General features: G+C 41.0%; 26 protein-coding genes. 9 read left to right on the top strand and 17 right to left on the bottom strand.

The window, feature by feature from the left end; all coding sequences use genetic code 11:
• Positions 1–35: 35 nt before the first annotated feature.
• Both IGJ26_RS02735 and IGJ26_RS02730 read right to left on the bottom strand, forming a co-directional pair.
• Positions 36–548, bottom strand: a complete 513-nt coding sequence (locus IGJ26_RS02735) for a ClbS/DfsB family four-helix bundle protein (RefSeq protein WP_218193225.1) — start codon at positions 546–548, stop codon at positions 36–38.
• Positions 549–575: 27 nt separating this feature from the next.
• Positions 576–992, bottom strand: coding sequence for an effector binding domain-containing protein (locus IGJ26_RS02730; RefSeq protein WP_005232024.1), 417 nt, complete (start codon positions 990–992; stop codon positions 576–578).
• A 93-nt stretch (positions 993–1,085) separates the two neighbouring features.
• On the opposite strand from IGJ26_RS02730, the gene IGJ26_RS02725 reads away from it, so the two are divergent.
• From IGJ26_RS02725 to IGJ26_RS02715, 3 genes are all read left to right on the top strand, one after another.
• Complete coding sequence (locus IGJ26_RS02725; protein ID WP_034871895.1) at positions 1,086–1,994, top strand: helix-turn-helix transcriptional regulator; 909 nt, start codon at positions 1,086–1,088, stop codon at positions 1,992–1,994.
• A complete protein-coding gene (locus IGJ26_RS02720) occupies positions 1,984–2,553 on the top strand; it encodes a hypothetical protein (protein WP_016611318.1) in 570 nt (189 codons plus the stop codon). The genes IGJ26_RS02725 and IGJ26_RS02720 overlap by 11 nt, the downstream gene beginning before the upstream one ends.
• 98 nt (positions 2,554–2,651) lie before the next feature.
• Entirely contained in the window at positions 2,652–3,113 is a 462-nt protein-coding gene (locus IGJ26_RS02715; protein ID WP_008377933.1) for a GNAT family N-acetyltransferase, read from the top strand.
• Positions 3,114–3,227: 114 nt separating this feature from the next.
• Here the strand turns inward: IGJ26_RS02715 and IGJ26_RS02710 are convergent, their stop codons facing one another.
• From IGJ26_RS02710 to IGJ26_RS02695, 4 genes are all read right to left on the bottom strand, one after another.
• Positions 3,228–4,073 (bottom strand): class I SAM-dependent methyltransferase, encoded by an 846-nt coding sequence (locus tag IGJ26_RS02710; protein ID WP_016611319.1) that lies wholly within the window; start codon positions 4,071–4,073, stop codon positions 3,228–3,230.
• Between the two features lie 388 nt (positions 4,074–4,461).
• Positions 4,462–5,295 (bottom strand): MerR family transcriptional regulator, encoded by an 834-nt coding sequence (locus IGJ26_RS02705; protein WP_016611320.1) that lies wholly within the window; start codon positions 5,293–5,295, stop codon positions 4,462–4,464.
• A 21-nt stretch (positions 5,296–5,316) separates the two neighbouring features.
• The gene (locus IGJ26_RS02700) at positions 5,317–6,057 is read right to left on the bottom strand and encodes an ABC transporter permease (protein WP_016611321.1); all 741 of its coding nucleotides are present in this window, start codon (positions 6,055–6,057) and stop codon (positions 5,317–5,319) included.
• A gap of 1 nt (position 6,058) precedes the next feature.
• The gene (locus IGJ26_RS02695) at positions 6,059–6,772 is read right to left on the bottom strand and encodes an ABC transporter ATP-binding protein (RefSeq protein WP_034871898.1); all 714 of its coding nucleotides are present in this window, start codon (positions 6,770–6,772) and stop codon (positions 6,059–6,061) included.
• Between the two features lie 242 nt (positions 6,773–7,014).
• On the opposite strand from IGJ26_RS02695, the gene IGJ26_RS02690 reads away from it, so the two are divergent.
• Both IGJ26_RS02690 and IGJ26_RS02685 read left to right on the top strand, forming a co-directional pair.
• The gene (locus IGJ26_RS02690; RefSeq protein ID WP_430599848.1) at positions 7,015–7,515 is read left to right on the top strand and encodes a PH domain-containing protein; all 501 of its coding nucleotides are present in this window, start codon (positions 7,015–7,017) and stop codon (positions 7,513–7,515) included.
• Positions 7,505–8,974: a PH domain-containing protein gene (locus IGJ26_RS02685; RefSeq protein ID WP_016611324.1), complete on the top strand. Its 1,470-nt coding sequence runs from the start codon at positions 7,505–7,507 to the stop codon at positions 8,972–8,974. The genes IGJ26_RS02690 and IGJ26_RS02685 overlap by 11 nt, the downstream gene beginning before the upstream one ends.
• Before the next feature lie 112 nt (positions 8,975–9,086).
• Here the strand turns inward: IGJ26_RS02685 and IGJ26_RS02680 are convergent, their stop codons facing one another.
• From IGJ26_RS02680 to IGJ26_RS02645, 8 genes are all read right to left on the bottom strand, one after another.
• Positions 9,087–10,049, bottom strand: a complete 963-nt coding sequence (locus tag IGJ26_RS02680) for a transketolase family protein (RefSeq protein ID WP_016611325.1) — start codon at positions 10,047–10,049, stop codon at positions 9,087–9,089.
• 3 nt (positions 10,050–10,052) lie between these two features.
• Complete coding sequence (locus IGJ26_RS02675; protein WP_008377922.1) at positions 10,053–10,910, bottom strand: transketolase; 858 nt, start codon at positions 10,908–10,910, stop codon at positions 10,053–10,055.
• Between the two features lie 22 nt (positions 10,911–10,932).
• Positions 10,933–12,297, bottom strand: coding sequence for a PTS ascorbate transporter subunit IIC (locus IGJ26_RS02670; RefSeq protein WP_008377920.1), 1,365 nt, complete (start codon positions 12,295–12,297; stop codon positions 10,933–10,935).
• A gap of 16 nt (positions 12,298–12,313) precedes the next feature.
• A complete protein-coding gene (locus tag IGJ26_RS02665) occupies positions 12,314–12,595 on the bottom strand; it encodes a PTS sugar transporter subunit IIB (RefSeq protein ID WP_005227537.1) in 282 nt (93 codons plus the stop codon).
• The gene (locus tag IGJ26_RS02660; RefSeq protein ID WP_016611326.1) at positions 12,592–14,631 is read right to left on the bottom strand and encodes a BglG family transcription antiterminator; all 2,040 of its coding nucleotides are present in this window, start codon (positions 14,629–14,631) and stop codon (positions 12,592–12,594) included. Before IGJ26_RS02660 ends, IGJ26_RS02665 begins: the two co-directional genes overlap by 4 nt.
• Before the next feature lie 363 nt (positions 14,632–14,994).
• Positions 14,995–16,257 carry a PTS sugar transporter subunit IIC gene (locus IGJ26_RS02655; RefSeq protein ID WP_016611331.1) on the bottom strand — a complete coding sequence of 421 codons (1,263 nt, stop codon included), beginning with the start codon at positions 16,255–16,257 and terminating at the stop codon, positions 14,995–14,997.
• Between the two features lie 14 nt (positions 16,258–16,271).
• Positions 16,272–16,997, bottom strand: coding sequence for a glucosamine-6-phosphate deaminase (locus IGJ26_RS02650; protein ID WP_034871903.1), 726 nt, complete (start codon positions 16,995–16,997; stop codon positions 16,272–16,274).
• 2 nt (positions 16,998–16,999) lie between these two features.
• Entirely contained in the window at positions 17,000–18,325 is a 1,326-nt protein-coding gene (locus tag IGJ26_RS02645) for a 6-phospho-beta-glucosidase (RefSeq protein WP_430599845.1), read from the bottom strand.
• A 145-nt stretch (positions 18,326–18,470) separates the two neighbouring features.
• On the opposite strand from IGJ26_RS02645, the gene IGJ26_RS02640 reads away from it, so the two are divergent.
• Positions 18,471–19,223, top strand: a complete 753-nt coding sequence (locus IGJ26_RS02640) for a MurR/RpiR family transcriptional regulator (protein WP_016611334.1) — start codon at positions 18,471–18,473, stop codon at positions 19,221–19,223.
• Positions 19,224–19,428: 205 nt separating this feature from the next.
• On the opposite strand, the gene IGJ26_RS02635 is transcribed toward IGJ26_RS02640, so the two are convergent.
• Both IGJ26_RS02635 and IGJ26_RS02630 read right to left on the bottom strand, forming a co-directional pair.
• Entirely contained in the window at positions 19,429–20,757 is a 1,329-nt protein-coding gene (locus IGJ26_RS02635) for a PTS sugar transporter subunit IIC (protein WP_430599844.1), read from the bottom strand.
• Positions 20,758–20,902: 145 nt separating this feature from the next.
• Complete coding sequence (locus tag IGJ26_RS02630; protein WP_016611336.1) at positions 20,903–21,616, bottom strand: GntR family transcriptional regulator; 714 nt, start codon at positions 21,614–21,616, stop codon at positions 20,903–20,905.
• Between the two features lie 167 nt (positions 21,617–21,783).
• On the opposite strand from IGJ26_RS02630, the gene IGJ26_RS02625 reads away from it, so the two are divergent.
• Positions 21,784–23,208 carry a glycoside hydrolase family 1 protein gene (locus IGJ26_RS02625; protein ID WP_430599843.1) on the top strand — a complete coding sequence of 475 codons (1,425 nt, stop codon included), beginning with the start codon at positions 21,784–21,786 and terminating at the stop codon, positions 23,206–23,208.
• Positions 23,209–23,726: 518 nt separating this feature from the next.
• Here IGJ26_RS02625 and IGJ26_RS02620 read toward each other — a convergent pair.
• Positions 23,727–23,831, bottom strand: a complete 105-nt coding sequence (locus IGJ26_RS02620) for a putative holin-like toxin (RefSeq protein WP_017144486.1) — start codon at positions 23,829–23,831, stop codon at positions 23,727–23,729.
• Positions 23,832–24,199: 368 nt separating this feature from the next.
• On the opposite strand from IGJ26_RS02620, the gene IGJ26_RS02615 reads away from it, so the two are divergent.
• Together IGJ26_RS02615 and IGJ26_RS02610 are read left to right on the top strand one after the other, a co-directional pair.
• A complete protein-coding gene (locus IGJ26_RS02615) occupies positions 24,200–25,033 on the top strand; it encodes a helix-turn-helix domain-containing protein (protein ID WP_074934353.1) in 834 nt (277 codons plus the stop codon).
• On the top strand, positions 25,026–25,445 hold the full coding sequence (locus IGJ26_RS02610; protein WP_005232083.1) for a DUF2000 domain-containing protein: 420 nt from the start codon (positions 25,026–25,028) through the stop codon (positions 25,443–25,445). Before IGJ26_RS02615 ends, IGJ26_RS02610 begins: the two co-directional genes overlap by 8 nt.
• Positions 25,446–25,520: the final 75 nt, after the last annotated feature.

Here is a 25,520-nt window from a genome sequence, read left to right as displayed (position 1 = left end):
GATTTTCCTGTTCGATTCATTCATTTCTCTATTGATCAATGCAGTGCTTCCTTTTTCCATTTTCGGATTTTCGTTCGGAAATTGGTAAAGGGTGCTACTGTATTGATATGGATCCATTTATAGACTGGCCACTGTGCTTTGGTGGTTGCCCAATCCCGCTGCCCTGCTTCAAACAATTCCTGATCGGATAAGCCTTCGATCCACTGGCAAAGGGCCGTCACTTTTTGGTCTAAGAGCTCTTGCTGCTGTGCTAAGGTCAAACTGCCATATGTCTGATAAAAGGATTGATACAATCCGCCAAGGTTGTTCCATTTATACCCTTCAGCAGGTGTGTGAACGCTCATCCCTTGTTGTTCCTGTGCTTCCCATGACAATAACAAACTGACCCAGCCGATTTGGTAAGACAAGTTTTCTGAAGGCGTCTTATCGACCCCAACTGTTCGCTGATTTCGTAACGCTTCGGGAATTTCAACAAATTCTTGGCGAAATTTTTGGTAACGTTCTGTGATCTCTTGGATCAAGTCTGCTTTGCTTTCGTACTGTCTCATTGACTGTCCTCCTATTCAGGAAAATGGTTACTCTTTGTCGCTTTCTTCAATGGCGATAAAAATCGTTACTTCGCCGTCTGGCGCATACTGTTCGAAATCAAAGGAATACCTGCGCTGCAACTGCTGGTTTTCTTCCTCTGACCAGACTTGACGCCAAGTAGTCAGAATGCCCTGCGCATCGCGCCGATCGACCGGATACTTTTTCCAAGTATATTTTTCTGTATCAAAGTCTGCTTGCTCCGTTTCTTCGAAACAAAGCGAAACGGCATAGTCTCCTTGATAGTTTGACTCATACTCGTGGTAAACGCAAGCGATGACCGTTCCTTTTTCTGCGGCTTTCTTGACCGCCTCGCTGTTTTTCTCCCATAAGCCAGTGATTTTTGCTTGAATCGCTGGATCAGTAAAATTATTGGTTCTTTCCGTTGCCATTATCGAAAATTTCATTAGAGTTCCTCCTTCTTTGTCTTTATGATACGATAAAAACCTAGACACCTTCTGTCAGTGTTTTATCATCTTTTTATAAAAGGAGTAAACCAAGTGAGCACGACACGCCTGTTCGGCCTTATCTACCACCTGTTGAATCATGAAAAAGCAACGACATCTGAATTAGCCAAACAATTTGAAGTCTCGACTCGCACCATCACAAGAGACATCAATACCCTAAGCAGTATTGGCGTGCCCATCTATACCGAAACGGGTCGAAATGGCGGCGTTTATCTGTTAAGCAGTTTTGTGTTGGATAAAGTGTTATTATCAGAGGAAGAACGAAAAAACCTACTTTTGGCGTTGAAAGGGATTCGCCAGCTAACGCCACAGATCAGCGGAGAATCATTGGCAAAACTGCAATCCTTATTCCAGCAAAACGATGCAGACTGGCTAGAAGTTGATTTTTCCACTTGGCATCGGCGAGAAAACGGCAACGACACGTTTGATTTATTAAAAAAGAGTATTTTAACGAACCACGTGATCACCTTTGACTATATCAGTAAACAGGGACCGCAAAAACGCGTCTGTCAGCCTTACAAACTGCTTTTTCGTTCGCAAGCATGGTATCTGCAAGCCTTCGACCAGCAAAAGAATGCCTTTCGGACATTTAAAATCAGCCGCATGAGTCAGGTCCACGTCACTGAACAGCATTTTTTTCCGGTCACTGCGCCTGATTCTGCCATTGAATTGACTGTTACCACCTATCCTGCGCGTCTATTCTTTCAAGCCGACGTTCTTTATCGGGTATATGATGAGTTCGATCATCAGGATATTACTTTGACGGAGGAAGGCACTGCTGTGGTTACCGTTGATTTGCCCGAGGAAAGCTGGGTAGTGCCCTATTTGTTCTCTTTTGGAAAAAGCCTACGCATTTTAAGTCCCCCTCGATTAAAGAATCGTTACCAAGAAGAAGTTGCTGCGATTTATGCCAATTTGACTGAGAACGAGGGTGCGAACTGATTTTTCAAGAAATGGATCCCTATTGAAAGGAGTGTTTGATTTGAAAGAAGTGATCGTAGACTATGGCGGGGTTTCGCTAGCCCGCCTTTGCCAGCAGTTGGAAGAACAGCAGATTCACTTAAACGCGTATGCCAACCAGCTCTTGCGCCATCCCCACCTCTCCCTCAGTGCCGATAAACAGCGTACTACTTGTGTGATTGTTCCCCTTAAAGAACTGGGACTCCCCCAAGGCGGCTCGTTGACGGAGATTTTTGCAGCTGCACCTTCTTATGGACTGACCGATTGTACATTGGAAATGGCCTTACACTTTCGCCTCAGCTATCATCAACTGGCAAATAGCACCGGACTGAAATCCCAAGGAAAAGCGCCAGCTGCCGCAATCACGATCGCTTCTATGCCTTTGGAGAAAACCGACGATTTCCCCAAAGGATTCTACGTTCGCCGCATCGATGGTTGTGACTGGTTGCGGGGCTATACTTGCGATGCACGCCACCAGTTTGCACCGGATGACCTGTTTTTGTTTCAACGACGAGACCCGTTGTCAGAGACCTTCAACTGAAGGGGGAACAAATAGTTACCAATCAAACGTCCCCATTTACCCTTACTGCAATCATTCTGCAAGATAGGGAGAATCCAAAAGGACGAAAGGAGAAATAGATGAACTTAATACCAATGAAAGACAGCGACTACGCTGCCTACTTAGCCAATGCTGTTTTCGAATACGCCAATGACAAAATCCAAGCAGGCACATGGGCCAAAGACGAGGCCCTCTCCCTCGCCAAAGAAAGCTTTGCTTCTTTACTTCCTCAAGGGACTGCCACTGAAAACAATCACTTGTTTTCTTTATTTGCAGCTGATTTTAGTGAACCGATCGGGGTGATTTGGATCAACACAGCTGCCCAGAAAGCCTTCATCTATGACTTTATCATCGAGGAAGACCAGCGAGGAAAAGGCTATGGAACCAAAGCGTTACAAGCTTTGGAAAAGTGGGCGATCCAGCAAGGCATCACTGAGATCGGCTTGCACGTTTTTGCCCATAATCAATCTGCGTATCAGCTATACAAAAAAATGGGCTATTTGGAAACAGATATTACGATGGTTCGACGTTTCGCTGAATGAGTAGTGTTGAATAGGCCCGATCATTAGTACGAAAAAATTGATCGATCAGTTCCGAGCCAAACAAAAAGAAACGACGAAAAATCATCGTTTCTTTTTGTTTCTATTTACAGAAAACTACTCTTTCAGTTGTGGCTTCTTCAAAAGTATCGCCATTGTTGAATCTTCTTCGCTATAAGGACTGCCTTTAGCATCGCCAAATACCTCACAGATATCAAAGCCTGCAGCCTGAACTTCCCTCAGCAATGCATCTTTTGTAAAATAGGTCGTCCATAAGTAATAATTTGTGGTCTCACCTTCTGCTAAAATCGTTGTTTGCTCCAGCAAGACGTGATCAGGATATTTCCATCGTTGATATAGCACAAGATGGGGCTCCCCCCGCCAAAACCCTTCTGATTCGTGACTTTCCCAGGTCTGCTCTTCATTAAGCGTTAAAAACTGTTCAATCGTAAATACATCGAACAAAAATTTGCCACCCGGTTTTAGATGCGCCAGCACATTTTTTAGCAGTAGTTTGCGTTCCTCTGGATTTAAGGCACCATAGTCGCAATAAATCAAGGTAATAAAATCAAATTGCTGAGGCAATGCCATCTCCAAATAGTTATCAAATAGATAGGTAATATTTAGTTCCCGCTTATTCGCAGAATCTCTCGCATAGGTAAGGGATCTTCTGGAGTAATCAACGCCTGTCACTTCATAGCCCAGCGCTGCAAATTTTTCCGCGTAGATCCCTGGTCCGCAGCCGATATCAAGAAGTTGCGTCTGTTTTTCTGGCGGAACAAGGCGACTGATCCATCGAACGGATTCGTTGATAAAGTCAACCTTTCTACTAGCTCCCTCAAAATCAGGATCCAAATGAGCCTTTAACATTTGCTTGGAAATATACGCATCGTCCCAAAACGCCTCTGCCATTTTTTTATAGAGCGGTGGCCGCTCGATTGCCTTTCTCAATTCTTGGTACATCTTATTTTCCCCTTTCAAAATAATTGAAAAACAAAAAAGACCGCAGATTTCACTCTGCGGTCAACCTTCAAACGATGAAGATCAAAAAGCGAAGAGTAAAATAAAATCAATGATAGGCACTTCAAATAAAACTGCATGCAGTCAATTTTTTGCCTATGAAATTGATTTTATTTACTCTTTTCCAGTCCTACCCCTGTTAACGAAGGAATAACAGCAGATAGACCGGAGCCATCACCTTTTTCTCTTGTTTTTCTGCCTTTAGTTTAGAAGGCGCCAGTCGATTTGTCAATGGGAATTGACTGTAGACACTCGATTAAAAGATGGTCTTGCCGAAATTCACGCCTTACGGAGTAGAAATTTTGCAAGAACGCTGATTTTTTGCTTCCCTTCACCTGCTGATTTTTTCAACAGGAAGCTGGATCTCAGTCAGCCATTCCTCTTCACTTTCTTTATTCCAAATACCATCAATATAGCTTTCACGAAAAGGCCCTGTGATTCGATAGCCGTTATTTTCAGCAAACTGGATCACCGCAGCATAGGCTTTCGGAAACTCAGTGTAGGCTCCTTTATGGACCGTGCAAACTGCCTCTGGTACTTCTTCTATCTGCTTGAAGGTCAAATTCCCTTGATTATCTTTCATTTCTGTGACCGCTTCGCAAACTTCCACATCAATGTTTTCTTCTTTGTACTCGTTGTCATGATAGATAGTAAAGCAATATTCGGGCAATGCGCAGACGCAACCAGCTGTTTCCATCTGCAGCCCCATTTCTGGGATGATAGAAAACAACCGATCGAAGCTTGGCACGACCATTCTCATTGAAGCGACGATAACCGCTGGCAAACGTTTAACGATCATTTGGTAATTGGCTTCTTCCTGTTGCAAATACCCTTCGATCTGCGTGAGCATCGCCATCCGTTCCGTGATCTCTCTCATCAGTTGCTGTCTCTTGCGATGCAGTATTCGCCTTTCGCTTTCTCCTGCTTGCACTTGTTTGATTTCATCGATGTTATACCCCATTCTGCGTAAAGCTAATAACCGATGCAATGGTGCCAACTGACTAGAGATATAATAGCGATACCCATTATCTGGATCGATAAAATGGGGCTTAAGCAGCCCCACCTCATCATAATAACGCAGTGTTTTTATCGTCACTTGATTCATTTTAGAAAACATGCCGATTCGATACAGCTTATCTGGTGTTTTTTCACATTCTTGTGTCATAACTCTTTCCTCCGTTTCCTGTTATTCCCAACGGAAAAGCTTAACTGCCAAACCAAATCCCACGATCGTCACCACTGTCAATAGAAAAAGAATGAATCGAGGGTCACCGATTGGTTGATCGAGACTCACACTCTTTAACAATTTAACACCTTGTGTCAATGGCAGAACACTAGCGACTTTTTGCACACCTTCTGGAAATAGCTCAAAGGGAATCACTGCCCCAGAAAGAAACAACATCGGAAAATAAACCACTGTGCAAACGAGATTGGCAATCTTGATATTTTTACACAAACTAGCAATCAATAGTCCTAGGCTATACATGGCAATCATAACGAAAAAATAGCTAGCTATCAATCCTATCCAGCTGCCTTTCATTTGATAGTCGAGAAATACCACCGACACGAATGCGACACCTATCGCTGAGAGTAGTGCAGTCGCTGCAGCTACTACCACTTGAGCTGCAATCAGATGAACTGGAGAAGCTGGGGTAACAAAAAAGTGTTTCAAAATCTTTTTGTCTCGATAATCACAGATAGTTAACGGAATCCCCATAAAGGCTGTTGCGCAAATCCCCACCACCAGCAGCGAAGCAAAACTGCCCTCTTGAAATGTATAAGAAGCAGCACCAATCACTTTCTCTCCACCGATCATATTCGTCAAAAGCAGGACGACCAGCGGCATGCCAATACCAAAGACGATCCCATCAATTCCTCGTAACGCTATCTTTCCTTCAATTTTTGCTAGTCTCATTACTTTGCTCATTCTATCTCCTCCCTACAAACCAAAGATATGCCTCTTCGAGTTTTTGCTGACCGCTTCGTTTTAACAGCTCCTTCGTACTGCCTTCAACTACCTTGCCCCCATGAGCGATGATGCATAGCCGATCACAAAGAATCTCCGCCTCCTCCATATAGTGGGTCGTCAATAGAATCGTCATTTGCGCTTCTTTTAGTTTGAGGAGCGTTTGCCAGACACTTCTCCGTGCTTTTGTATCCAGTCCCGTTGTTAATTCATCCAAAAAAATCACCTCGGGATTCGGGATCAAGGCGAGTACAATTGAAAGCTTTTGTTTTTCCCCACCAGAAAGTTTGTCGATGAATTGCGATTCGAATGGTTCCAGCTGAAACAAACGCAAAAGCTCTTGATAGTCTTGAGGCTGTCGATACAAGAGCGTCATCTCTTTGCACAATTCTCCGACGCGAATATTGTTCTGATAACTTGAAGATTGAAGCTGTACCCCCACTTTTTCAAATACCTCACGTCGCTTTTTTTGAGGATCTGATCCGAGAATTTTGACAGAACCTTCCTCTGGTGTTTTGATACCTAAAATTGTTTCAATCGTTGTTGTTTTTCCTGCTCCATTTGGTCCTAATAAGCCGAACACCTCGCCTTTTTTTACGGTGAAGGTAAGTTGATCAATAATTTTCCGACCGTTGATTTTCTTAGATAGCTCGGCAACCTCAATCATTTTTTTCACAGCAATCGCCCCTTTCTACTAAAGCATACTGTCTCCTCTTGAGGGAGAGTCAATAGCCTACTTGCCTTTTTTCATGACGAACAACCCCATACTCATTGGTTAGCTAAAAGCGGCTTTTTCTTTTTGTTCGATAGAGCTACACTATTTAAATCACAATTAACTATTTTTAATTTCTAAGCTTGTTTTTTTCTTCTATCTCCACTATATTTGTGGGTAACCCTATTTATTTCTATGTAGAGAGGATGTTTCCCTTGAATTATCCCTTATTAAATGAACAAATGCCTCAAACCATCATTCGTGTTTGGCGGTTGCGAAGGATTACGTCACTGATTATTTTCAGCCTGATTTTCGCTGCTTCTTTTTGGTTTCTAGCCACGCAAAACTGGCTGCATTTCTGGGTGATCGCCCTTTGGTCAAGCTTATTGGCGCTGACTTTGATCAGCCATCTGCTTTCTTTTGTGCTGATGAGCTACCGTTACACATTCCATCGCTACGAGATTCAAGAAAATGATATCGCCATTCAACACGGCTATCTATTTCGCAGCACCACGTATATTCCGATCCGCCGAATTCAGCATATCGAAACAGACCAAGGGATCTTTTTGCGAAAATACTCCTTAGTCTCCTTACAGATTCATACGGCTACCACCAACCACACCATTGAAGGCCTACCAGTGGCGCAAGCCGAACGCTTGCGAGAAACCATTATGACTTTAGTCGAGGTGGTCAAAGATGATCTATGAAAAACAACGACTGCCGTTGCTGTGCATTGGCCTTTACTGGTTCAAAAATTGCAAAAATTTTCTGGTACTAGCGTTTCTGCTTGTATTCAAATTATTCAACGACGTCCCTTCTTTGCCGATGATTCTGGGCGGCATTCTGCTATTTTTACTGGTGTGTCTGATTTTTGCGGTACTGTCTTACGCCCGCTTTACCTTTCAAATCGATCAAACGAGTGTACTAGTCAACAAAGGACTCTTTATCCAAAAACAAACGATTTTGCCATTTGAACGCATCCAAACCATTCAAGAGAATCATTACTTTTATTTACGTCCATTTAAATTAGCTGAAGTGAAATTGGAAAGCGCCGCAAGTTCGAGTGGCGAAGCCGAAATTCTTTTCCCAGCGTTGCCGCTGGCTCTCATTGCCTCCATCGAAGCGTCAAAAAAAGCGGCTGCGACACCACAAGAGCCGACTGCCCAAGCAGCTAGTGGAGAAGAACCAACCAATAATTACGCTACTGTTTTTTCGGGTGAGGAAACAGCAAATCCGCCGTTAGAAACATTCACTTTGAAATTCAAGGAGATTTTCTTGTTTTCTATCACTGATTTTTCTGTTTTCACCTTGGTTCTAGTCATCGGCTACAACGTGATCGACAACATTCCCAATCTCTTTACCTATGCATCGGAATTGCAACAACTCGGCCTTTTATTTGGTGCTGCGCTTTTGCTGGGGCTGTTAATTTTGTTTTTCTTTCTTGCGATTGCTAGAAATCTTTTCCGCTATTATGGCTTTACGGTGGAAACGAACCAACAACAGCTGCTGATCACGCAAGGCTTGTTTTCTAAACGACACCAAACGATTCCCCTCGCTAGGATCCAAGGGCTAAGTGTCGAACAAAATCTTTATCGCCGAATCTTTCATCTAAGCTCCGTCAAGTTACTGCTGGCTGCTGGCAGTTCTTCAGAAAGCGATGATACGGTCTATCTGTTCCCCATTTTGAAAGAGGCGCAGCTGACCGAAACATTGGCCCGCTTTTTACCTGAATGGTCGTTTCAACAAACCGCTCTAGTGAAAAATCCGCGACCCAACTTTTGGTACTTTTGCCGTTGGCCACTGCTTATCGGGCTGCTTGTTGTAGGAATCTCCGCCTTCTTTTTCTGGTGGTTAGCGCTGATTTTCTTCGTGTTCTTTGGCTCCTTCGTGTTATCAAGCATCTGGCGGGGCAAAATACAAGGGTATCAATTTTTAGATAACCATGTATTGTTGTGTCAAACGATTCGCGGCTTAACAAAGGTGACCGCTTATCTGAAGAAAAATAAAATCCAAGATTTCACCGTCACCACTACCTATTGGCAGCACAAAAAAGGTCTGGGCAAGTCACAGTTGACCATCAAAACCGAAGATACCTTCACCGAAAGTAAGCTGTTCTACTTCCCATTAACCGAAGCAGAAAAGTTACGGCGCTGGTTTTTGTCGTAGTTCATAAAAAAACGTCAAACAGCAGAACTGACGCGTTGTTTGACGTTTTTTGCAAGTCCTGAAATAAATGAGAAGGAAGCACCAACCATTGATTCGTTGATGCTTCTTTTTTCTATCCCCTGACCTTCCCCTCGACGATTTGCTGCTTGATTGAAGCAGCATCTAAGCCATATTCTTTTTGCAGGAAGTCGGGTGTGCCGACTTGGCCAAATCGTTCATTGACACCAATGCGCTTTAAAGGGACAGTACTGCCAGTTTCAGCAAGCACTTCGGCGACGGCACTCCCTAGTCCACCGGTGATAGAATGATTTTCGATGGTGATGACTTGCCGTTTCCCCTGAACTTCACGGATGATCATTTCTTTATCGATCGGTTTGATGGTAAACATATCGATCACTTCACAGCTGATTCCTACTTCTGCTAATTCTTCTGCCACTTGCAGTGTTTCAGAAACCAATTGGCCGCAGGCAATCAACAACAGTTCATCGCCTGGTCTTAAAACATTGCCTTTTCCTAGTTCAAAGGTCGAGCCTTTTTCATAAATCGTCGGAACCGCTTTCCGATTGCCTCGTACGTAATGAATGCCGGATAATTGGCTAAAGGTGTTTATGATCCATGCCATTTGGACTTCATCCGCTGCATCGCAGACGATCGACTGGGGAATCATTCGCATCAAAGCCACATCTTCCCATGTCGTATGGGTGCCGCCGTTGTGCCCGACTGCAAACCCTGGATCAGAACCGTAAATATTGATCGTATTGCCGCCATAGCCGCCAGAAATAAACAACTGATCGAATACCCGACGCGTCGCAAATGGCCCAAAGGTGTGGATAAAAGGTGTATAGCCAGTTAAACTCAAGCCAGCCGCAACGCCAACCATATTGGCTTCCGCGATCCCCATGTTGATAAAGCGTTGGGGATGTTTGTTGGCAATCGCTGTCCAGCCGCTGGCAGAGCCAAGGTCGGCATCCAACGCAACTAGCTGGTTATTTTCATCCATGAGTTCCACCAATGTGTCAACGACACATGTTCGCAGCTCTTTACCAGCAGCAGTGGTTTTGCTTAATGTAAACATGCCTTAGCGTCCTCCTTCGATTTTTATCGTCAACTCTTTGATTGCCGCTTCTGCCGCTTGATTGATTTCATCCGTGGTAAACTTCACGGAGTGATTGGCATCTAATTCTTCAAAGAAAGGAACGCCTTGTCCTTTCACGCTGTCCAAGACAATGCAAACCGCTTGGTCTTCGATCGCTTTGCAGCGCTCGATTGCCTCATCAATGGCTTGCATGTCTGCTCCTGGAACTTTTTCTGTATAAAAGCCAAATGCAGTCATCTTCTGCTGGATGTCAAAGGGATCAAGAATGTCTTTGGTTGGCCCATCTAGCTGTTTTTTATTGTCATCAATAATGACGATACAGTGATTCAGTTTGAAGTGGGCAATGTATTGGAAGGCTTCCCAGCACTGTCCTTCATTTAGTTCGCCGTCCCCGACGATCAAATAAACAAAATTGTCCTTCCCTGCCAAGCGCAGACCCGTCGCGATCCCGGCAGCCATGGAAGTCCCCTGCCCCAGTGAACCTGTGGTGGCATCAACCCCCGGCGTTTTCCAGCGATCCGGATGGGAAGGCAGTCTCGTGCCGCCCTCATTGATCGTCCATAACCACGACCGATCAAAATAGCCCGTATTTGCTAATGCACTGTACAGTGCGGCGCCAGCATGTCCTTTTGATAAAACGAGTCGGTCACGATCCGCCCACTGTGGATCTTGTGGATTGACCCGCAGCTGTTTGCCGTACAAAACGGCTAATAATTCAACAATTGAAAAGGAACCGCCCAGATGACCTTGCCCCATTTTCTTGATGCTGCAAAGGGTATCTAAACGAATCTTTGCCGCTAATCTTTCGAGTTCGTGGTATTCTTGTTCACTGATTGCCACTATTTATCCCTCCATCCTCTATTTATTCAGAAACAGATTTTGCCCGGCTGTTTTTCTTGAAAATCGTCAATCCGATCAAGACCGCGACTACCGCAATTATCCCTGAGAAGATGGCGATTTGACCGCCCATATTGGCTAAGTTTCCTAGGAAGATCCCTGCAACTCCATAGTCGGTATCAGAGAAAGTTGATCCTTGGAACCCAAGATCCCCCATGACTGGCATCAACAAGATCGGCATGAAGCTGATAATGATCCCATGAATAAAGGAACCAATGACGGCGCCTCGCACACCACCCGTTGCATTGCCGTAAACACCTGCCGTTGCGCCACAGAAGAAATGGGGCACGACACCTGGAATAATAACGGTTGTTCCTGTGAAGACCATGATGATCAAACTAACGATTCCACCGACAAAGCTGGTTAGAAAACCAATCAGAACAGCATTTGGCGCATAAGGAAAGACAATCGGACAATCCAATGCAGGAATCGCATTAGGAACAAGCTTTTCGGAAATTCCTTTAAAGGCTGGTACGATTTCTGCCAAAATCAGACGGACACCAGCTAAAATCACAAAGACACCAGCGGCAAACGAACCGGCTTGCTGCAACGAATAAATGATCGAGTTCGTGCCATTGCTAAGATTTTCTGTAATAAATTCACTCCCAGCAAAAATTGCTACGATCACGTATACAACAGCCATCGTAATCGTGATACTAACAGTAGAGTCCCGCAAGAAAGACAGGCCTTTCGGAAAATTGATGTCTTCGGTAGATTTTTCCTTATTGCCGACGTATTTCCCAATCAACCCGCTCAATGCGTAGCCGAAGTTCCCCGTATGCCCCAATGCGACGGAATCATTTTTAGTAATTTCTCGAGTAAACGGTTGTGCGATCGCTGGGAAAATCGTGTTACAGATCCCTAACGCTAAGCCGCCAAATAAAACTAGATTAAAAGTATCCATTCCAGTAACGCTCAAAATCACCGCAATCATGCAAGCCATATACAACGTGGCATGCCCAGTCAAATAAATGTATTTAAAGCGAGTGATACGGGCAATCAAAATATTGAAGGCCATTCCGGCTAACATAATAAGTGCGGTATAGGTGCCGTAAGTCGTCAAAGCCAGCGCAACGATCGCTTCGTTATTTGGGACGACCCCTTGCATGTTAAAGGCTGCTTGGAACATCTCCCCAAATGGCGCCAGAGAGCTTTCGATCACCCCAGCCCCGGCAGTGACCACGAGAAACCCAACAAAGGTTTTGATGCCCCCTTTGACGATCGTGGCAATGTCTTTTTTCTGCAGTACATTCCCCAAAACAGCGATCAGCGCAACTAAGATCGCTGGGGTACTCGCGATATCAACAAGAATATCTAAAAATTCGTTCATGACTGTCTACTCCTTTTTATAGTAATCCTTTTTCCTGACAAACGGCTTGAACCTTTTGCTTCAATTCATCGAGATCGATAATACTGTCTAACACCACGATCTCACCTAGATGCTGCGCACTATCGGCTAAATCGCCACCAACAAAGAAAACATCCGCCATATCGGGTGCAGCACTTCCTAAATCATAATGGGACACTTCCACACCTGAGACACCCAATTCATTTAAAACAGAATTGATATTCATCTCCACCATAAAACTTGATCCTAATCCTGACCCACACACTGCTGCAAATTTCATTTTTCATCTTCTCCTTCTCTGATCACTTCAATTATTTGATCCGCATTGGTTGCGGAAAGTAACGCAGTTAGTTTTTCATTATTCGACAAAATTTTTGTTAAACTCGCTAACGCTTTTAGATGGAGCTCATTGTCAACCGCCGCCAAACATATAAACACGTGAATAGGGTGTTGCGGATCATCATTCAAAAGCACTGGTTCTTTGACTTTTAATAACGACATCCCGATCGCATTGACCCCATCTTCTGGACGCGCATGGGGCAAAGCGATGCCTTTTCCAATATGGATAAAGGGACCGTGATCCACCACTTTATTGATCATGGCGGTTATATACTGTTCCTCAATCTTATTAGTCTTTTTTAATGGCGCAGCAGCTTCTCGAATGGCTTCTTGCCAAGTCAGCGGCACCTCGGTAAATTGGATGGTTTCTGCTGTTAATAAATCTGATAACATCGGACGTTGGTCTTCCCTTCTATTCAATTCTCGATTGATTTTTCTTTGCAAAATTTTTCTCAGCTTTTGCTTACTGATTCCTGCTTTTAAATCAACATAGGGCAAAATCACTTCTAACACATCGTCAATGGAATGCAAACCAGTTTTTGAAGGAAAGAATGCCGCTTGTACGTTTCTAAGCAGTTCATCCTTCTCAATGGGCGTCATAATCGGATTGATCACATAACATGGTCGTTTGGTTTTGATCGGGGCACTGGAAAAAATCAGATCAATCTCTTCATTGAAACGAACATTTTCATACTCTTCGATCGAACGAGCCGGCAAAAAATGGATCTGGGGAAACAGTTCCTTTAATTCTGATTCCAAAATCAAGGATGAACTGATGCCGCTTGGGCAGACAACTAATGCATTCAATTGGAAGTAATCGCGTTTGGCCTTTTGTTTACTGATTTCCCCACCAAACAAAATCGTAAAATAACCGATTTCTTCATCAGGGATCGTACCGACTAGGTCTTCTAAAGAACCCAGTGCTCGTCTCGTCAGTTCAAACAACTCATTGTATTGCAGCTTGATTTCTTCAATCAGTACATTCTCCAGTGGAAAACCGTAGCGGATTCGAAAATACGCCGGGACAAGATGATAGAATGTGTTCATCAAAAGGGTGCGATAGTCCACAAACTCGATAGCTGCCAGCCGTTCCATTTCATGAATGATCTTACTGGCACATTCCAATAAAAACTCTAATGAAGTATCTTCGATATCTCCTTGCAGAATCGTTTTCAACAGGATCGTTACATAAAGTTCTTCTGTTTTCCGATCTTTGATGGCAGGAAATTCTGCTAAAAACTGCTGACTAACTTGATGGACATGCAGCGACTGTAGCAGCGATGTTTCTGTCTCCGCTAAAGAAACAGCCGTTTCTGCCATCCGAAAGGATAAATAATTAAGAAAATAAAGCATTTCTTCGAAGCGGCTCGGTACGATCACCAGATTGAAGGCAGTCAATGTTGCGGACAAACGATCTCTTATTTGAATATATATCGTTTTATTCTGCTCATAGATTCCCTCAAATAAAAGCAAATTCCCATTTTTCGTATTGGATAATGCACTGACTTTTCGAAAAGCAAGAGCGCGAATCTGATATTCCTCTCCCTCTAGATAAAAGCCATATTTTCGAGAGTACAATAGTTGAATCTTGAAAGCTGCAAGTTCCTCTCTGATCCCCTTTAAATCCTTCAAAATCGTATTTTTACTGACATAGAACAGCTCTTGAAACTGGTAGACGGATAAGTCTTTCACTGCTGAAAAAGTCAGAAGATAAATCATGGACCGCCGCTCTTCTTCCGAAAAAAACAACGTGTTCTTCTGGACATCGAAAAGAATTTCCGGCCATTTTCGTTGAATCAGCGAAGGAATCAAAACTTCTCCCTCATGCATCGTTATTCGTTGATTCAACCGCTGTTCAGTGATTTGATTGATCTTGGCAATCTCCGCCAGAAATTCCTCATCCCTCCACTTCGTCAACTGAAGAAACGCCTCAATATTTGGTTCTGAAAACAGATACGTCAATTTGAAATGAATCATATTTACTACCCCCACCTAAACTATAGCTTGCACAAAATGAAATCGCCATCATTTCTCGGCACAACTGAAACTCCGTTTTTTTTAAACGATGGACCGAAGAGGAGATTTCAAGAATTACCATAACATCCAATAAAATATTCGAGAAGGTTTTATTGATAGAAGCAAATGATAAAAAATACAACATTAAAAAAAGCGAATCATTTACTGATTCGCTTAGATAATGATGCTATTTGTTGTTTTATTATTGAAACTAACAGAATCATGAAGGACAATCGTCTTTTTTCCAATATACTTTTTTAAAGTTATTTTCTGATACCTAAAAATACTTATCTTAATGAATGATGGAAAATAGGCTTCTTCTATCTACTCACTTATACTCACAGGAATCGTTGTTTCCGTTTCTTGCGCCTCTGCGGTTTCATTTTTCACTTGCTGCTTTTCCAATATTTTGAAAAATGGCATATAAATAAAATATGAAATGAAAATCGATACAAAAGACCAAACGGCTGCTCCAATACTACCATTAGTAGCTAAATAAGGACCAATAATAGGAGGAATAGTCCATGGAACTTGAATAACAATCGGTCCCACTATACCAATATTCATTAAGATATACGTACCGATACATAGGACCATAGGCGTTGCTATAAACGGAATAAGCATTACAGGATTCATCACAATAGGCAAACCAAAAATAACCGGTTCATTGATACAAAAAATAGCTGACGGCAAAGATAATCGTCCAATCGACTTATACATCTTACTTCTGGAATGGAGCATATTTAACACTAGACCGAGTGTTGCTCCAGTTCCGCCTAAACACATAAAGACAATCCAAAATCCATCGGCAAAAACATGAGGTACTTCTGCACCACTTTGAAAAGCTGCCGTATTATCAGCAAGATAACTTAGGAAAACAGGGGTCGCAATCCCAGATAAAACATTGTCTCCGTGGATTCCACATATCCATAGCAAACAAACGAGAAGTGTGTATAACAGCATGCCAGGGAGTGTTCCCATCCCTTGCATTAAAGGTTGGAAAACAATAGTAATGATTTCATTGATATCAACCCCTAATAAAGTTCTGACGATCCATATAACGGTCAGAATAAATGCCCCTGGGATTAACGTTGCAAAAGAGGTTGCTACAGTGGGCGGCACACCCTCTGGCATTTTTATTACAATATTGTGAGTGACAAACCATTTAAAAGCATGAGTAACAAAGACCCCAACAATGATCGCGGTAAACATACCACTAGCACCAAAATTAGCCAAATTTATCGTCCAGTCATCGTTTAATGTTGCTAGAAGAAAGCCGATAGTTGTGAGCATCGAATTAGAAATAGCATCAACACCAAACTCTTTTCCTAAATGATAGCCTATACCAATGGCTGATATCAGTCCAAGGATTCCGAACGTAACATTGACTGGTGCATTCAACTGGGGCCCCCAATTTGACACAAAATCCATCCATGACTGTATTGGAAAGTTACCAATGATTAGGAAGATACTTCCAACAATAGTAAAAGGAATCGTCATGGAAATCCCATTTCTTATAGCAACTAAGTGTTTACTATTGCCTATTTTCAGCAATATAGGCAATACCTTGTTCTCAATGACCTGCATCTTTTTTCCTCCTTTTAGTTCACGACTTCCTTATCAACCACCAATACAGGATCTTTGTGCAACCATAGAGAAGTAACTGGACACTCTTTTGTAATCGTACCGCATAGAAACTGTTGTATCGCAGATTTCTTTTTTGCTCCACTAGCTTGTACGATCATTGTTCCAGATTGTAATAATTGTCCTATCCCTAACGTAATTCCTTTCGTACGATCAACTTTCTCGTCTGAAAAATATTTTTTCCCAACACTTTGGGTTGATTCGTCTAAGTTCACTATATGAGCTTTATCTTCGAAGGACGAACCAGGCTCATTAAAACCTAAGTGACCATTTACTCCAACCCCAAGCAAACTCAGTGTTAATCCTCCATTCTCCTCGATAAATTTATCAGCTTTTTTGCATTCCTCATTTAAATCATCGGCTAAAGGATCAAATGTGTGAAGTTGCTTTAGGTCAATAGGAACCCGATTGAATAAGTTTCTTTTTAAATAGGATAGACAACTGCCTTCATTTTTCGGATCGATTCCAACCCATTCATCTAGTTCAATAAACTTTGCCTGGGATAAATCTATTTCTTTGTTGATTGCTGCTTCTGCAATGATGTTAAGCGTTCCTACGGGTGTATCACCACCTGCAAAGCAATATAACCCATTTGGCTTTTCTTTTAAGACATCTAAAATGAGTTTTGCACAGATCCTACTGACTTCTTGGTAATTTGTCTCAACATAGTATTTTACTTTCATTGTCATTCTCCTTTAAAAAAATTCGGCAGATATTCTTTGTGTGCTAAAAGCATTTCATCAAGTAGTTGCTTTGCTGTCCTATCACTTGGAACTAAGGGATTGATCGTCATCGCTAATAAAGCAGTGTTATAGTCTCCCGTAACAGCTGCTTGGGCCGCTATACGTTCAAAAGACTTAATTTGTTGAACTAGTCCTTTGATAGGAATAGGTAATTCACCTGTAGTCAAAGGGATCGGTCCTTGTTTTGTAATCAAACAATTTACTTCAACCGCTGAATCACAATCGATATCACTGATGGCACCATTATTTCTTGTATTGACCGTTTGAATATCACGTTTGTCATTATAGATGGAATTAATTAAATTACATGCTGCTTCACTATAATAAGCGCCCCCACGTTCTGACAATTGAGGTGGTTTGATTGCTAGATGTTCATCTTTATAAAGTTCAAACAACTCATGTTCGATTTTCTGCACAACTTCTGCACGAGTTCCTTCTTTCTCTGCTGATCGTTTTTGCTCAGACAACATAGTAGCTGTTTGATAGTAATACCTTAAATAGCCGATGGGAATCATGCCAAGTGTTCGGAAAAAATTTGGTTCCCATTCTAAATCAGCAATGTTTTTCAGACCAACTGTATCGCCAGTATCTTGCGTCATCAATGTAAGTACTTTTTGGGTCACATCAATCCCTCTATGATAAATCTTTTTCGCAAAAACCATATGATTTAGCCCAGTAAATTCAACATATAATTCTTGTTTGGGTACTTTTAATGTTTCTGCAATGCCACGTTCTATTCCAATTGGTCCATTACACAAACCTACTACTCTACGCATATTGCTATGGCGTAAGACAGCTTCTGTCACCATGCCAGCTGGATTAGTGAAGTTGATCAGCCATGCTTCTGGGCAAAGGCGCTCCATATCTTTCACTATTTCTAAGATAACAGGAATCGTGCGTAATCCTTTAAAAAGCCCTCCTGGACCATTCGTTTCTTGTCCAATCGTGTCATATGTTAAAGGAATTCTCTCGTCTTTCGCTCGCGCTTCCAAAAGACCTACACGAAATTGCGTCGTAACGAAGTCCGCATCCTTTAATGCCGCTTCACGATCAAGAGTCATATAAATTTTCATTGGAAGGTTCGCTTTTTTTACCATACGTTTAGCAAGTTCCCCAACTATTTCTAATTTCTCTCTTCCTTGTTCAATATCCACAAGCCATAATTCTGAAATCGGTAATTCAGCATATCGTTTAATAAATCCTTCTATCAATTCTGGTGTATAACTTGATCCACCGCCAATTGTTGCAATTTTTATTCCTTTATCCATCCTGAAACACTCCTTTAACTTAACTACATGGTCAGTATAGATTATTTTTATCCCCTTAAATACCGCTTTTAAGTAAACGGTTACAAAAACAGACGATTGACACCGGTTACAATCCTGTTACAATTTGTAACAGGAGGGGATTACTATGTTGTTTCTTGACTATCAACCAGACTTAAATGAAACGGATATTGAGGTATATAAAGCAATTATTTCAGAGGTAAATGCAGTTGCTTCCATGAGTATTCGAGAATTAGCTGAGAAAAGTCATACGAGTACTGCCAGCGTATTACGCTTTTGTAAAAAATTTCGCTGTACCGGTTTTTCTGAATTTAAAATTTACCTTAGTGCGTATCTCGAATCTCTTAAAGAAGAAAAAGAGGTAAAAACACTTGATTTTGAGAGTGAACTCTTGAATTTTTTAGCACGGACACAAGACAAATTCTTTGAAGATAAATTTGATGAGGCAGTTCACTTATTGATGGAAAAAGAGCTGATTATTTTTATTGGCGTAGGCTCCTCAAATGTTGTTGCTGAATATGGTTCTCTTTATTTCTCGTCACTATTTAACATGGCGATTCGCATTGAAGATCCTAGTAATTATCCTATTAATTACCTATCCACTGAGTTAGCAAAAAAAATGTGTATCGTCGCTTTATCCGTTTCCGGCGAGACCACAGAAATCATTCAATATTTAAATCATTTGAATCTATCAGAAAGCTCAGTAATAGGAATTACCAGCAGCTCTAATTCAACACTTTCTAAATTAGCTGATATTTCAATAACCTATAATATTTCGCTAGAAAAAATTAATGAAGCTGATATTACAACCCAGATACCGGCAATGTATATTATTGAAAAGTTAGCCAAAACCGTGAGAAAAAGAATGGAAACTCAATAGATTTGTATAAAAAAATTCTTGCTAATAAATTCTTCAGGTAATTCTTTCCGTCTAAACACAAGTTCACCGACCGATATTTCCACAAAAAAAGAGACTCACATACATCTATGTGGTCTCTTTTTGTTATATAGATTTGTTCAGTTTATTTGTTTCACTTCCCTTTGGTTTGAGACGACTTCAAAAAATCTTGTGAAGTTTCCTCTTCTCAATCATTTGACTCTTCATTTCCTATTGTTGAGGTAACTTTTTCATCGATACGTAAAAATGGTAAGTAGATAAAAACACTCACAGCAATGATCGCAATTTGTAAGACTGATGCTCGCCAATCGCCACCAGTTGCTAAAAATCCAGATATGACGGGAGGAGTGGTCCAAGGTATCTGCACGACTACATGATTGATCAAACCAACAGTTGTCGCAAAATATGCAACTGTTAGGGAAAAAATCGGCGCCAATACAAATGGAATAATCAAACTAATATTGAAAACAATTGGTAAACCAAAAATGATTGGTTCACTGATATTAAAAAGTGCTGGAGTTACGGATAATTTTGCAAAGTCTTTGTAATCTTTACGACGACTAAAGATAAAAATAGCAATTAGCAAAGCAATAGTATTTCCTGACCCTCCCATAACAGCAAACGTATCTTTAAATGCCATGTTTATGATATGTGGAATATCTTCCCTATTCGCATAAGCAGCCATATTCTCTTGCATATTTTGAATCAAGAACGGATCGAGAAGTGAACCTGATATCACTGCTTGATGAATTCCAAACCCAAAAAAGAGATTTGCAATTGAGGTAATTAAGAGGAACCCTGGTAAACCTGTCGTTACCCTACTTAAAGGCCCAGTGATTAGAGTAGTAATCAACGAATTAACATCCATATTGAATAATTGATTGACAGCAAATGAACCAATTGCGAAGGTAGTCACGGTAATCATGATTGGAATAAGGACGTTAAAAGACTTCAACACAGCTGGAGGGATATTTCCTGACAATTGAATTTGTAACTTTTTATTATTAGATAACTTAATAAAGAGTTCCGTAGCAGCTAAGCCCACAAAAATTCCAACGAACATTCCTGACGCACCAGTATGAGTGACAGGAATAACCCCACCTACTTCCAGCGCTTCTTGACTTCCTTCTGGTGTAAACATCGTCATCATAGGGGTGAGAACAATAAACGTTGAAATAGCGACTAGAACAGCAGCAATATGATTTGTATAATTTCTGCTAACACACATATGATAAGAAACTGCCGCAACAACTAATAGTGTCGTTATACTTAGCGTTCCATTACTGATGGAAGTCCCGATCTCTTGAATCGTCGTTAATGTTGCTGGATCAATAATATTTCCCATAAATCCTGTTGGCTCTAAAATAACATAGTTGATCAATGTAACAAATCCCGCCAACATCATAAAAGGCATAAAAGTGGCGAAAGCATCCCTTAGTGTTCGAAGATGAATCTGGTTCCCTAACCTTGTGGCTATTATTCCGAACTTTTCAAAAATAGCATCTTTTTTACTCATAATTCCAATCAGTCTCCTTTTTTAGTTGTAAGCGATTGCTTATGGGATGATCATACACCAGCTCCCCTAAAAAGTAAATATCTTTATTCAAAATTATATATCTTTTTTGAAAGTCAAAAAAAAGACCAACGAAATTCGTTAGTCTTCACTTCTCAACAAAAACTGCTTCAAAAATAAAATCTTTGTATAAATGTCTCGAAAGAGAATATTCAAACGGTATACCAGAAGACAATGACACCACTTTGTCTACCTCTATCATAAACTCGCCTGGTTTTACAGAAAGAATTTCCGCATCGAAATCATTTGCCACATCCCCTTTGATCCAAATATGGGAAGATTTAATCTCTAGACCAAGCTCATTTGTAATGTAGCCATATACAGAACGTTTCAAATGCTTTGGTTCTAACCCCGGTATAACAGAAAGTGGCATAAACGTTTGCTCAATAGAATAAGGCTGTTCATCAATAAAACGACTTCTAATAATATTATAGACATACTCTTTTTGATTTATTTCTAAAATTTCTGCAACTTCATTCGATGGCAATTCAATTGAGAACGTATGGATTTCAGAAGTCACATGTTCTTCCCCTACTAAATCAAAAAGACCTTCATTTGGTCCAAACACTTTCGAATTATCAATTGGTCTGCGTAGAACTTCCGTTCCAAATCCACTACGTGTTCGTAAAACTCCCTCTGATACTAGCATATCAATACCTTTCTTCACAGTGAGCTTACTTGTTTGATACTCATGCGCAAGTTCATCGCCCGTAGGTAATTTTTCACCGATTTGATAGGTTCCATTGGCAATTTTTTTCTTTACCTCCGTATAAACCTCCATATATTTTGGCTGTTTCTTCATAACTTACTCCCTCATACTCATCTCTATTACTTATACTTTAACATAAAAATTGTCTTTTTACAGCTAAAACCATACCCACCATAAAAAGATATATATTTTTAATAAAAAGTATTTATTTATATCAAAAGCAATGTTACACTGTTAAAAACGAACAGGAGGAAACGATAATGTCAATACATACTCAGTTAACATTTCCAGCTGACTTTTGGTGGGGATCCGCTTGGTCAGCAGAACAATCTGAAGGGCGTGGAGAAACAGGAAAAGCAGAGACCGTATGGGATCGGTGGTTTCACGAAGAACCTCATCGTTTTTATAAACGAATTGGACCTAGTATTACGACAGACCATATCCATCGTTACCACGAAGATATTCAATTGATGAAACAAACCGGGCACAATTCATTTCGGGTGTCTATCTCATGGGCACGAATGTTTCCAAATGATGGGGTTGGTAAAGCGAACGAGAAAGCGATAGCCTATTATCGAGATCTTTTTACCGAAATGAAAAATAATAATATCAAAGTTTTTGCGAATCTATATCATTTTGACATGCCAGCAAAATTACAAGATAAAGGGGGATGGGAATCACGTGAAGTTGTTGAAGCTTATGTAAATTTTGCTGATACCTGTTTTCTAGCGTTTGGCGACTTAGTTTATCATTGGTTCACCTTTAACGAACCTTTGGGGCCAATCTTGGGCTCTTATTTAGAAGATTTTCACTATCCAAATCTCATTGATTTTAAACGTGGTGCTCAAGCAGCGTTCTTTACCATATTAGCCCATGCAAAAGCCATTCAAACTTTTAAAAAATACCAGCTATCTAGCAAAATCGGAGTAATTCTCAATTTGAGTCCGACTTTCCCAAGAAGCCAAAATTCAGCAGATAAAAAAGCAGCAGAAATTGCGGATCTTTTTTATACTCGTAGTTTCTTAGATCCCATGGTCAAAGGAGTATTTCCAGAAAAACTAGTCTCTTTGCTGGAGGAATATGACCAATTACCCGTTGATTTCAATGACACAGACCTAAAAATTATTGAAGAGAATACCGCGCAGATACTTGGTCTAAACTACTATGAACCACGCCGTGTCAAAGCAAGAACTTCTGCCATTAATTTAGAAAGTCCATTCTTACCAGAATGGTTCTTTGAACCGCATATTATGCCTGGTCGTCGAATGAATGAATATCGTGGATGGGAAATCTATGAAAAAGGAATTTATGATTTATGTATGGACATCAAAAATAACTATGGAAATATTGAATCCTTTATCTCAGAAAACGGTATGGGTGTTGCTAATGAAGAACGGTTCATGGATGAAAATGGTCAGGTGATTGATGACTATCGCATTGAATTTATCCAAGATCATCTCGCCTATTTATGGAAAGCAATTCAAGATGGCTGTAATATAAAAGGGTATCATCTATGGACATTCATTGATTGTTGGTCATGGATCAATGCATATAAAAACCGCTACGGCTTAGTTTCTTTAGATTTAGCCACACAGAAACGTACAATAAAGAAAAGTGGCTTGTTTTACAAGGAACTAAGTAAGCAAAACGGTTTTTCCTACGATCTCGAGCGATTGGTAGATTAGCATTCACGAATATGATCGATAGTGATCTGTATAGAAGAAACCTGTTGCCACAACTCCTCTCTAGCACCTTTTAAGAAGGCGACAGGGTTTTATTAGTAATAAAATAACCGTTTCCTTGCTAAAGTTGACGGTTATTTTTTTGTTATTTTTCACTGTGGCTAGGATATGAAAGAGCAGCACGGCAATAAATGTACCAGAATTTATCTGGAACTTATTAGCCGCTAGTTTCGATAATAATGCTTCCCTTTTCTTTAAACATTGCATTCGTTTTTAGATGTTCGAACACTTTTCAAAAATGACTACATCGAACACCTTATTCCAATTGAGAATAAGGTTTTGCCTATGTCGCTTATCGATTTTGTTTGAAAATATCCTTGTTAAAGTTGAAAAATCACTCTCTTCTTGCTATACTAACTATGTAAAGAGGAGTTGTTGCCACAACCCCTCTGCAGCGCCATTTAAGACGGCGACAGGTTTTTTAACTTAAAAGATAACCGTTTCCCTGTTAAAGTCGACGGTTATTTTTTTTTGTCATTTTTCACTGCGGCTAGGATACCAAAGATCAGCATGGCGGTAAATGTACCAAAACTGATCATTAGCCCGATTGCTTCCGCTGTGGACAAAAAGGCTTCTCCTTTCTGAAGAGTTAGTACTTACATTCATAAGCACCACCACCTTTCAAAGATAGCTACCGTCACAAACTTTACTGCAGTCAAATGGTACCATACTTCCATCAATAAAACTTTCAAATACCAAGGATTTATCGTTATTTTTTTCACGGTGCATGGTCTATTTGCTTTGATTCATTCCATAGAATCGTCAAAATAACCTGCTGTTCTTTCTTCAAGGCTGATCCGCTCTTTCCCGACATTCTCCAGTCCCTTTTCTCAGTCCCAATCAAGGGCCTTCCATCAAGAAAAATAGTCAAAAGTCAATATCATTCTATTCACCAAAAACCACTTTTGTTATAGTAACAAAAAGGAGAATGCAGATGAGAAATGAACGAAAAATCATTCAAGATAGCACCCTTGGTGTAGAGGCTTTATTATTTAACGGCATCCAGCAGGAGTTTCCCAACCATTGGCACGAATATTATGTGATTGGCTTGATGGAAGCTGGGACGCGTCAATTCACCTGTCAAAATACCTGCTATATCGTTGAAGCAGGCGACTTGATTTTGATTCCGCCAAAGGCTGCCCACCGCTGCCAGCAACTCACAGAGGAAAAGCTGGTTTACCGCAATATCCACTTAACCCCGGAGAACATGGCGGTACAAGTACAAAAAATTTTTAACACTCAATTGACGCCGCACTTTCCTGAACCGGTCATTCGCCAAGTGAAAGAAAAAGAGGAATTTCATGCAGTGCACCAGCTGTTGCTGTCGGATCGCGGCGATGAGTTTGAAAAACAAGAACGCTTTACTTGTCTCCTTCACGACCTGCTTGTTCAGTATGCGGATTTCACCCACGAACAAACAGATCCGGTTTCAAATAAAGCCGCAGCGGCAAAAGCCTATATCGATCAACATTATGCCGAAAAATTGTCCTTGAGTGAATTAAGTGACGTTCTTGGAATGAATCAGTACGTCTTGATTCGACAATTTACCAAAGCGTATGGGCTGTCGCCGTTTCAATATTTAAGTACGGTGCGCATCAGTGCTGCCAAGAAAAGACTAGAATCACAAGAAGCAATTGCAGAAGTCGCTTTTCTGACAGGGTTTAGTGACCAAAGTCATTTTACCCGTATCTTTAAAAGCTTGATTGGGGTCACCCCGAAAGCTTACCAAACAATTTACCAAGAAGATGGAGTGAGAACGTATGAATAACCAAGAAAAATGTGTCATGATTATCGATGAACAATTACCGATTGGCTTAGTTGCAAATACTGCTGCAATTTTAGGCGCAACCTTGGGCAAATTGTTTCCCGAAGGAATCGGAGAAGATATTTACGATTCGACAGGCAGAAAACACCTTGGCATTGTCAACTTTCCCATTCCTATCTTAAAAACGAACAAGGAGCAGTTGCAGACCATTCGTGAATCGATCAGTCAGCAAGCAGATCCAGAAGTAACCATCATTGATTTTTCCGACGTTGCTCAGACCACCAATTCTTACGAGCAATACCGTCAGACGCTTGAGACGATTCCCACAGAAACACTGGCTTATTTTGGTCTTTGTTTAAAAGGCAAGAAAAAGAGTATCAATAAAGTCGCTGGTAGTTTGCCGTTGTATCGGTAAAGCGCTAGTAAGAAAACGGTCGTTTAAAACAAATTTTCTTTTTGTCGGCCGAACAGTCTTCTTGCTATATACGTT

Source organism: Enterococcus sp. AZ095a (genome assembly GCF_050546735.1).
Classification (GTDB): Bacteria; Bacillota; Bacilli; order Lactobacillales; family Enterococcaceae; genus Enterococcus_D; species Enterococcus_D entomosocium.
The sequence above is the reverse complement of the archived record's forward strand: the minus strand, read 5'-3'. Positions and strand labels throughout refer to the sequence as shown.

Coding starts and splice junctions, on each gene's coding strand:
- IGJ26_RS02735 (WP_218193225.1), bottom strand. CDS start 548: ATGAGACAGTACGAAAGCAAAGCAGACTTGATCCAAGAGATCACAGAA.
- IGJ26_RS02730 (WP_005232024.1), bottom strand. CDS start 992: ATGAAATTTTCGATAATGGCAACGGAAAGAACCAATAATTTTACTGAT.
- IGJ26_RS02715 (WP_008377933.1), top strand. CDS start 2,652: ATGAACTTAATACCAATGAAAGACAGCGACTACGCTGCCTACTTAGCC.
- IGJ26_RS02710 (WP_016611319.1), bottom strand. CDS start 4,073: ATGTACCAAGAATTGAGAAAGGCAATCGAGCGGCCACCGCTCTATAAA.
- IGJ26_RS02705 (WP_016611320.1), bottom strand. CDS start 5,295: ATGACACAAGAATGTGAAAAAACACCAGATAAGCTGTATCGAATCGGC.
- IGJ26_RS02700 (WP_016611321.1), bottom strand. CDS start 6,057: ATGAGCAAAGTAATGAGACTAGCAAAAATTGAAGGAAAGATAGCGTTA.
- IGJ26_RS02690 (WP_430599848.1), top strand. CDS start 7,015: ATGTTTCCCTTGAATTATCCCTTATTAAATGAACAAATGCCTCAAACC.
- IGJ26_RS02685 (WP_016611324.1), top strand. CDS start 7,505: ATGATCTATGAAAAACAACGACTGCCGTTGCTGTGCATTGGCCTTTAC.
- IGJ26_RS02680 (WP_016611325.1), bottom strand. CDS start 10,049: ATGTTTACATTAAGCAAAACCACTGCTGCTGGTAAAGAGCTGCGAACA.
- IGJ26_RS02670 (WP_008377920.1), bottom strand. CDS start 12,297: ATGAACGAATTTTTAGATATTCTTGTTGATATCGCGAGTACCCCAGCG.
- IGJ26_RS02665 (WP_005227537.1), bottom strand. CDS start 12,595: ATGAAATTTGCAGCAGTGTGTGGGTCAGGATTAGGATCAAGTTTTATG.
- IGJ26_RS02660 (WP_016611326.1), bottom strand. CDS start 14,631: ATGATTCATTTCAAATTGACGTATCTGTTTTCAGAACCAAATATTGAG.
- IGJ26_RS02655 (WP_016611331.1), bottom strand. CDS start 16,257: ATGCAGGTCATTGAGAACAAGGTATTGCCTATATTGCTGAAAATAGGC.
- IGJ26_RS02650 (WP_034871903.1), bottom strand. CDS start 16,997: ATGAAAGTAAAATACTATGTTGAGACAAATTACCAAGAAGTCAGTAGG.
- IGJ26_RS02645 (WP_430599845.1), bottom strand. CDS start 18,325: ATGGATAAAGGAATAAAAATTGCAACAATTGGCGGTGGATCAAGTTAT.
- IGJ26_RS02640 (WP_016611334.1), top strand. CDS start 18,471: ATGTTGTTTCTTGACTATCAACCAGACTTAAATGAAACGGATATTGAG.
- IGJ26_RS02635 (WP_430599844.1), bottom strand. CDS start 20,757: ATGAGTAAAAAAGATGCTATTTTTGAAAAGTTCGGAATAATAGCCACA.
- IGJ26_RS02630 (WP_016611336.1), bottom strand. CDS start 21,616: ATGAAGAAACAGCCAAAATATATGGAGGTTTATACGGAGGTAAAGAAA.
- IGJ26_RS02625 (WP_430599843.1), top strand. CDS start 21,784: ATGTCAATACATACTCAGTTAACATTTCCAGCTGACTTTTGGTGGGGA.
- IGJ26_RS02615 (WP_074934353.1), top strand. CDS start 24,200: ATGAGAAATGAACGAAAAATCATTCAAGATAGCACCCTTGGTGTAGAG.
- IGJ26_RS02610 (WP_005232083.1), top strand. CDS start 25,026: ATGAATAACCAAGAAAAATGTGTCATGATTATCGATGAACAATTACCG.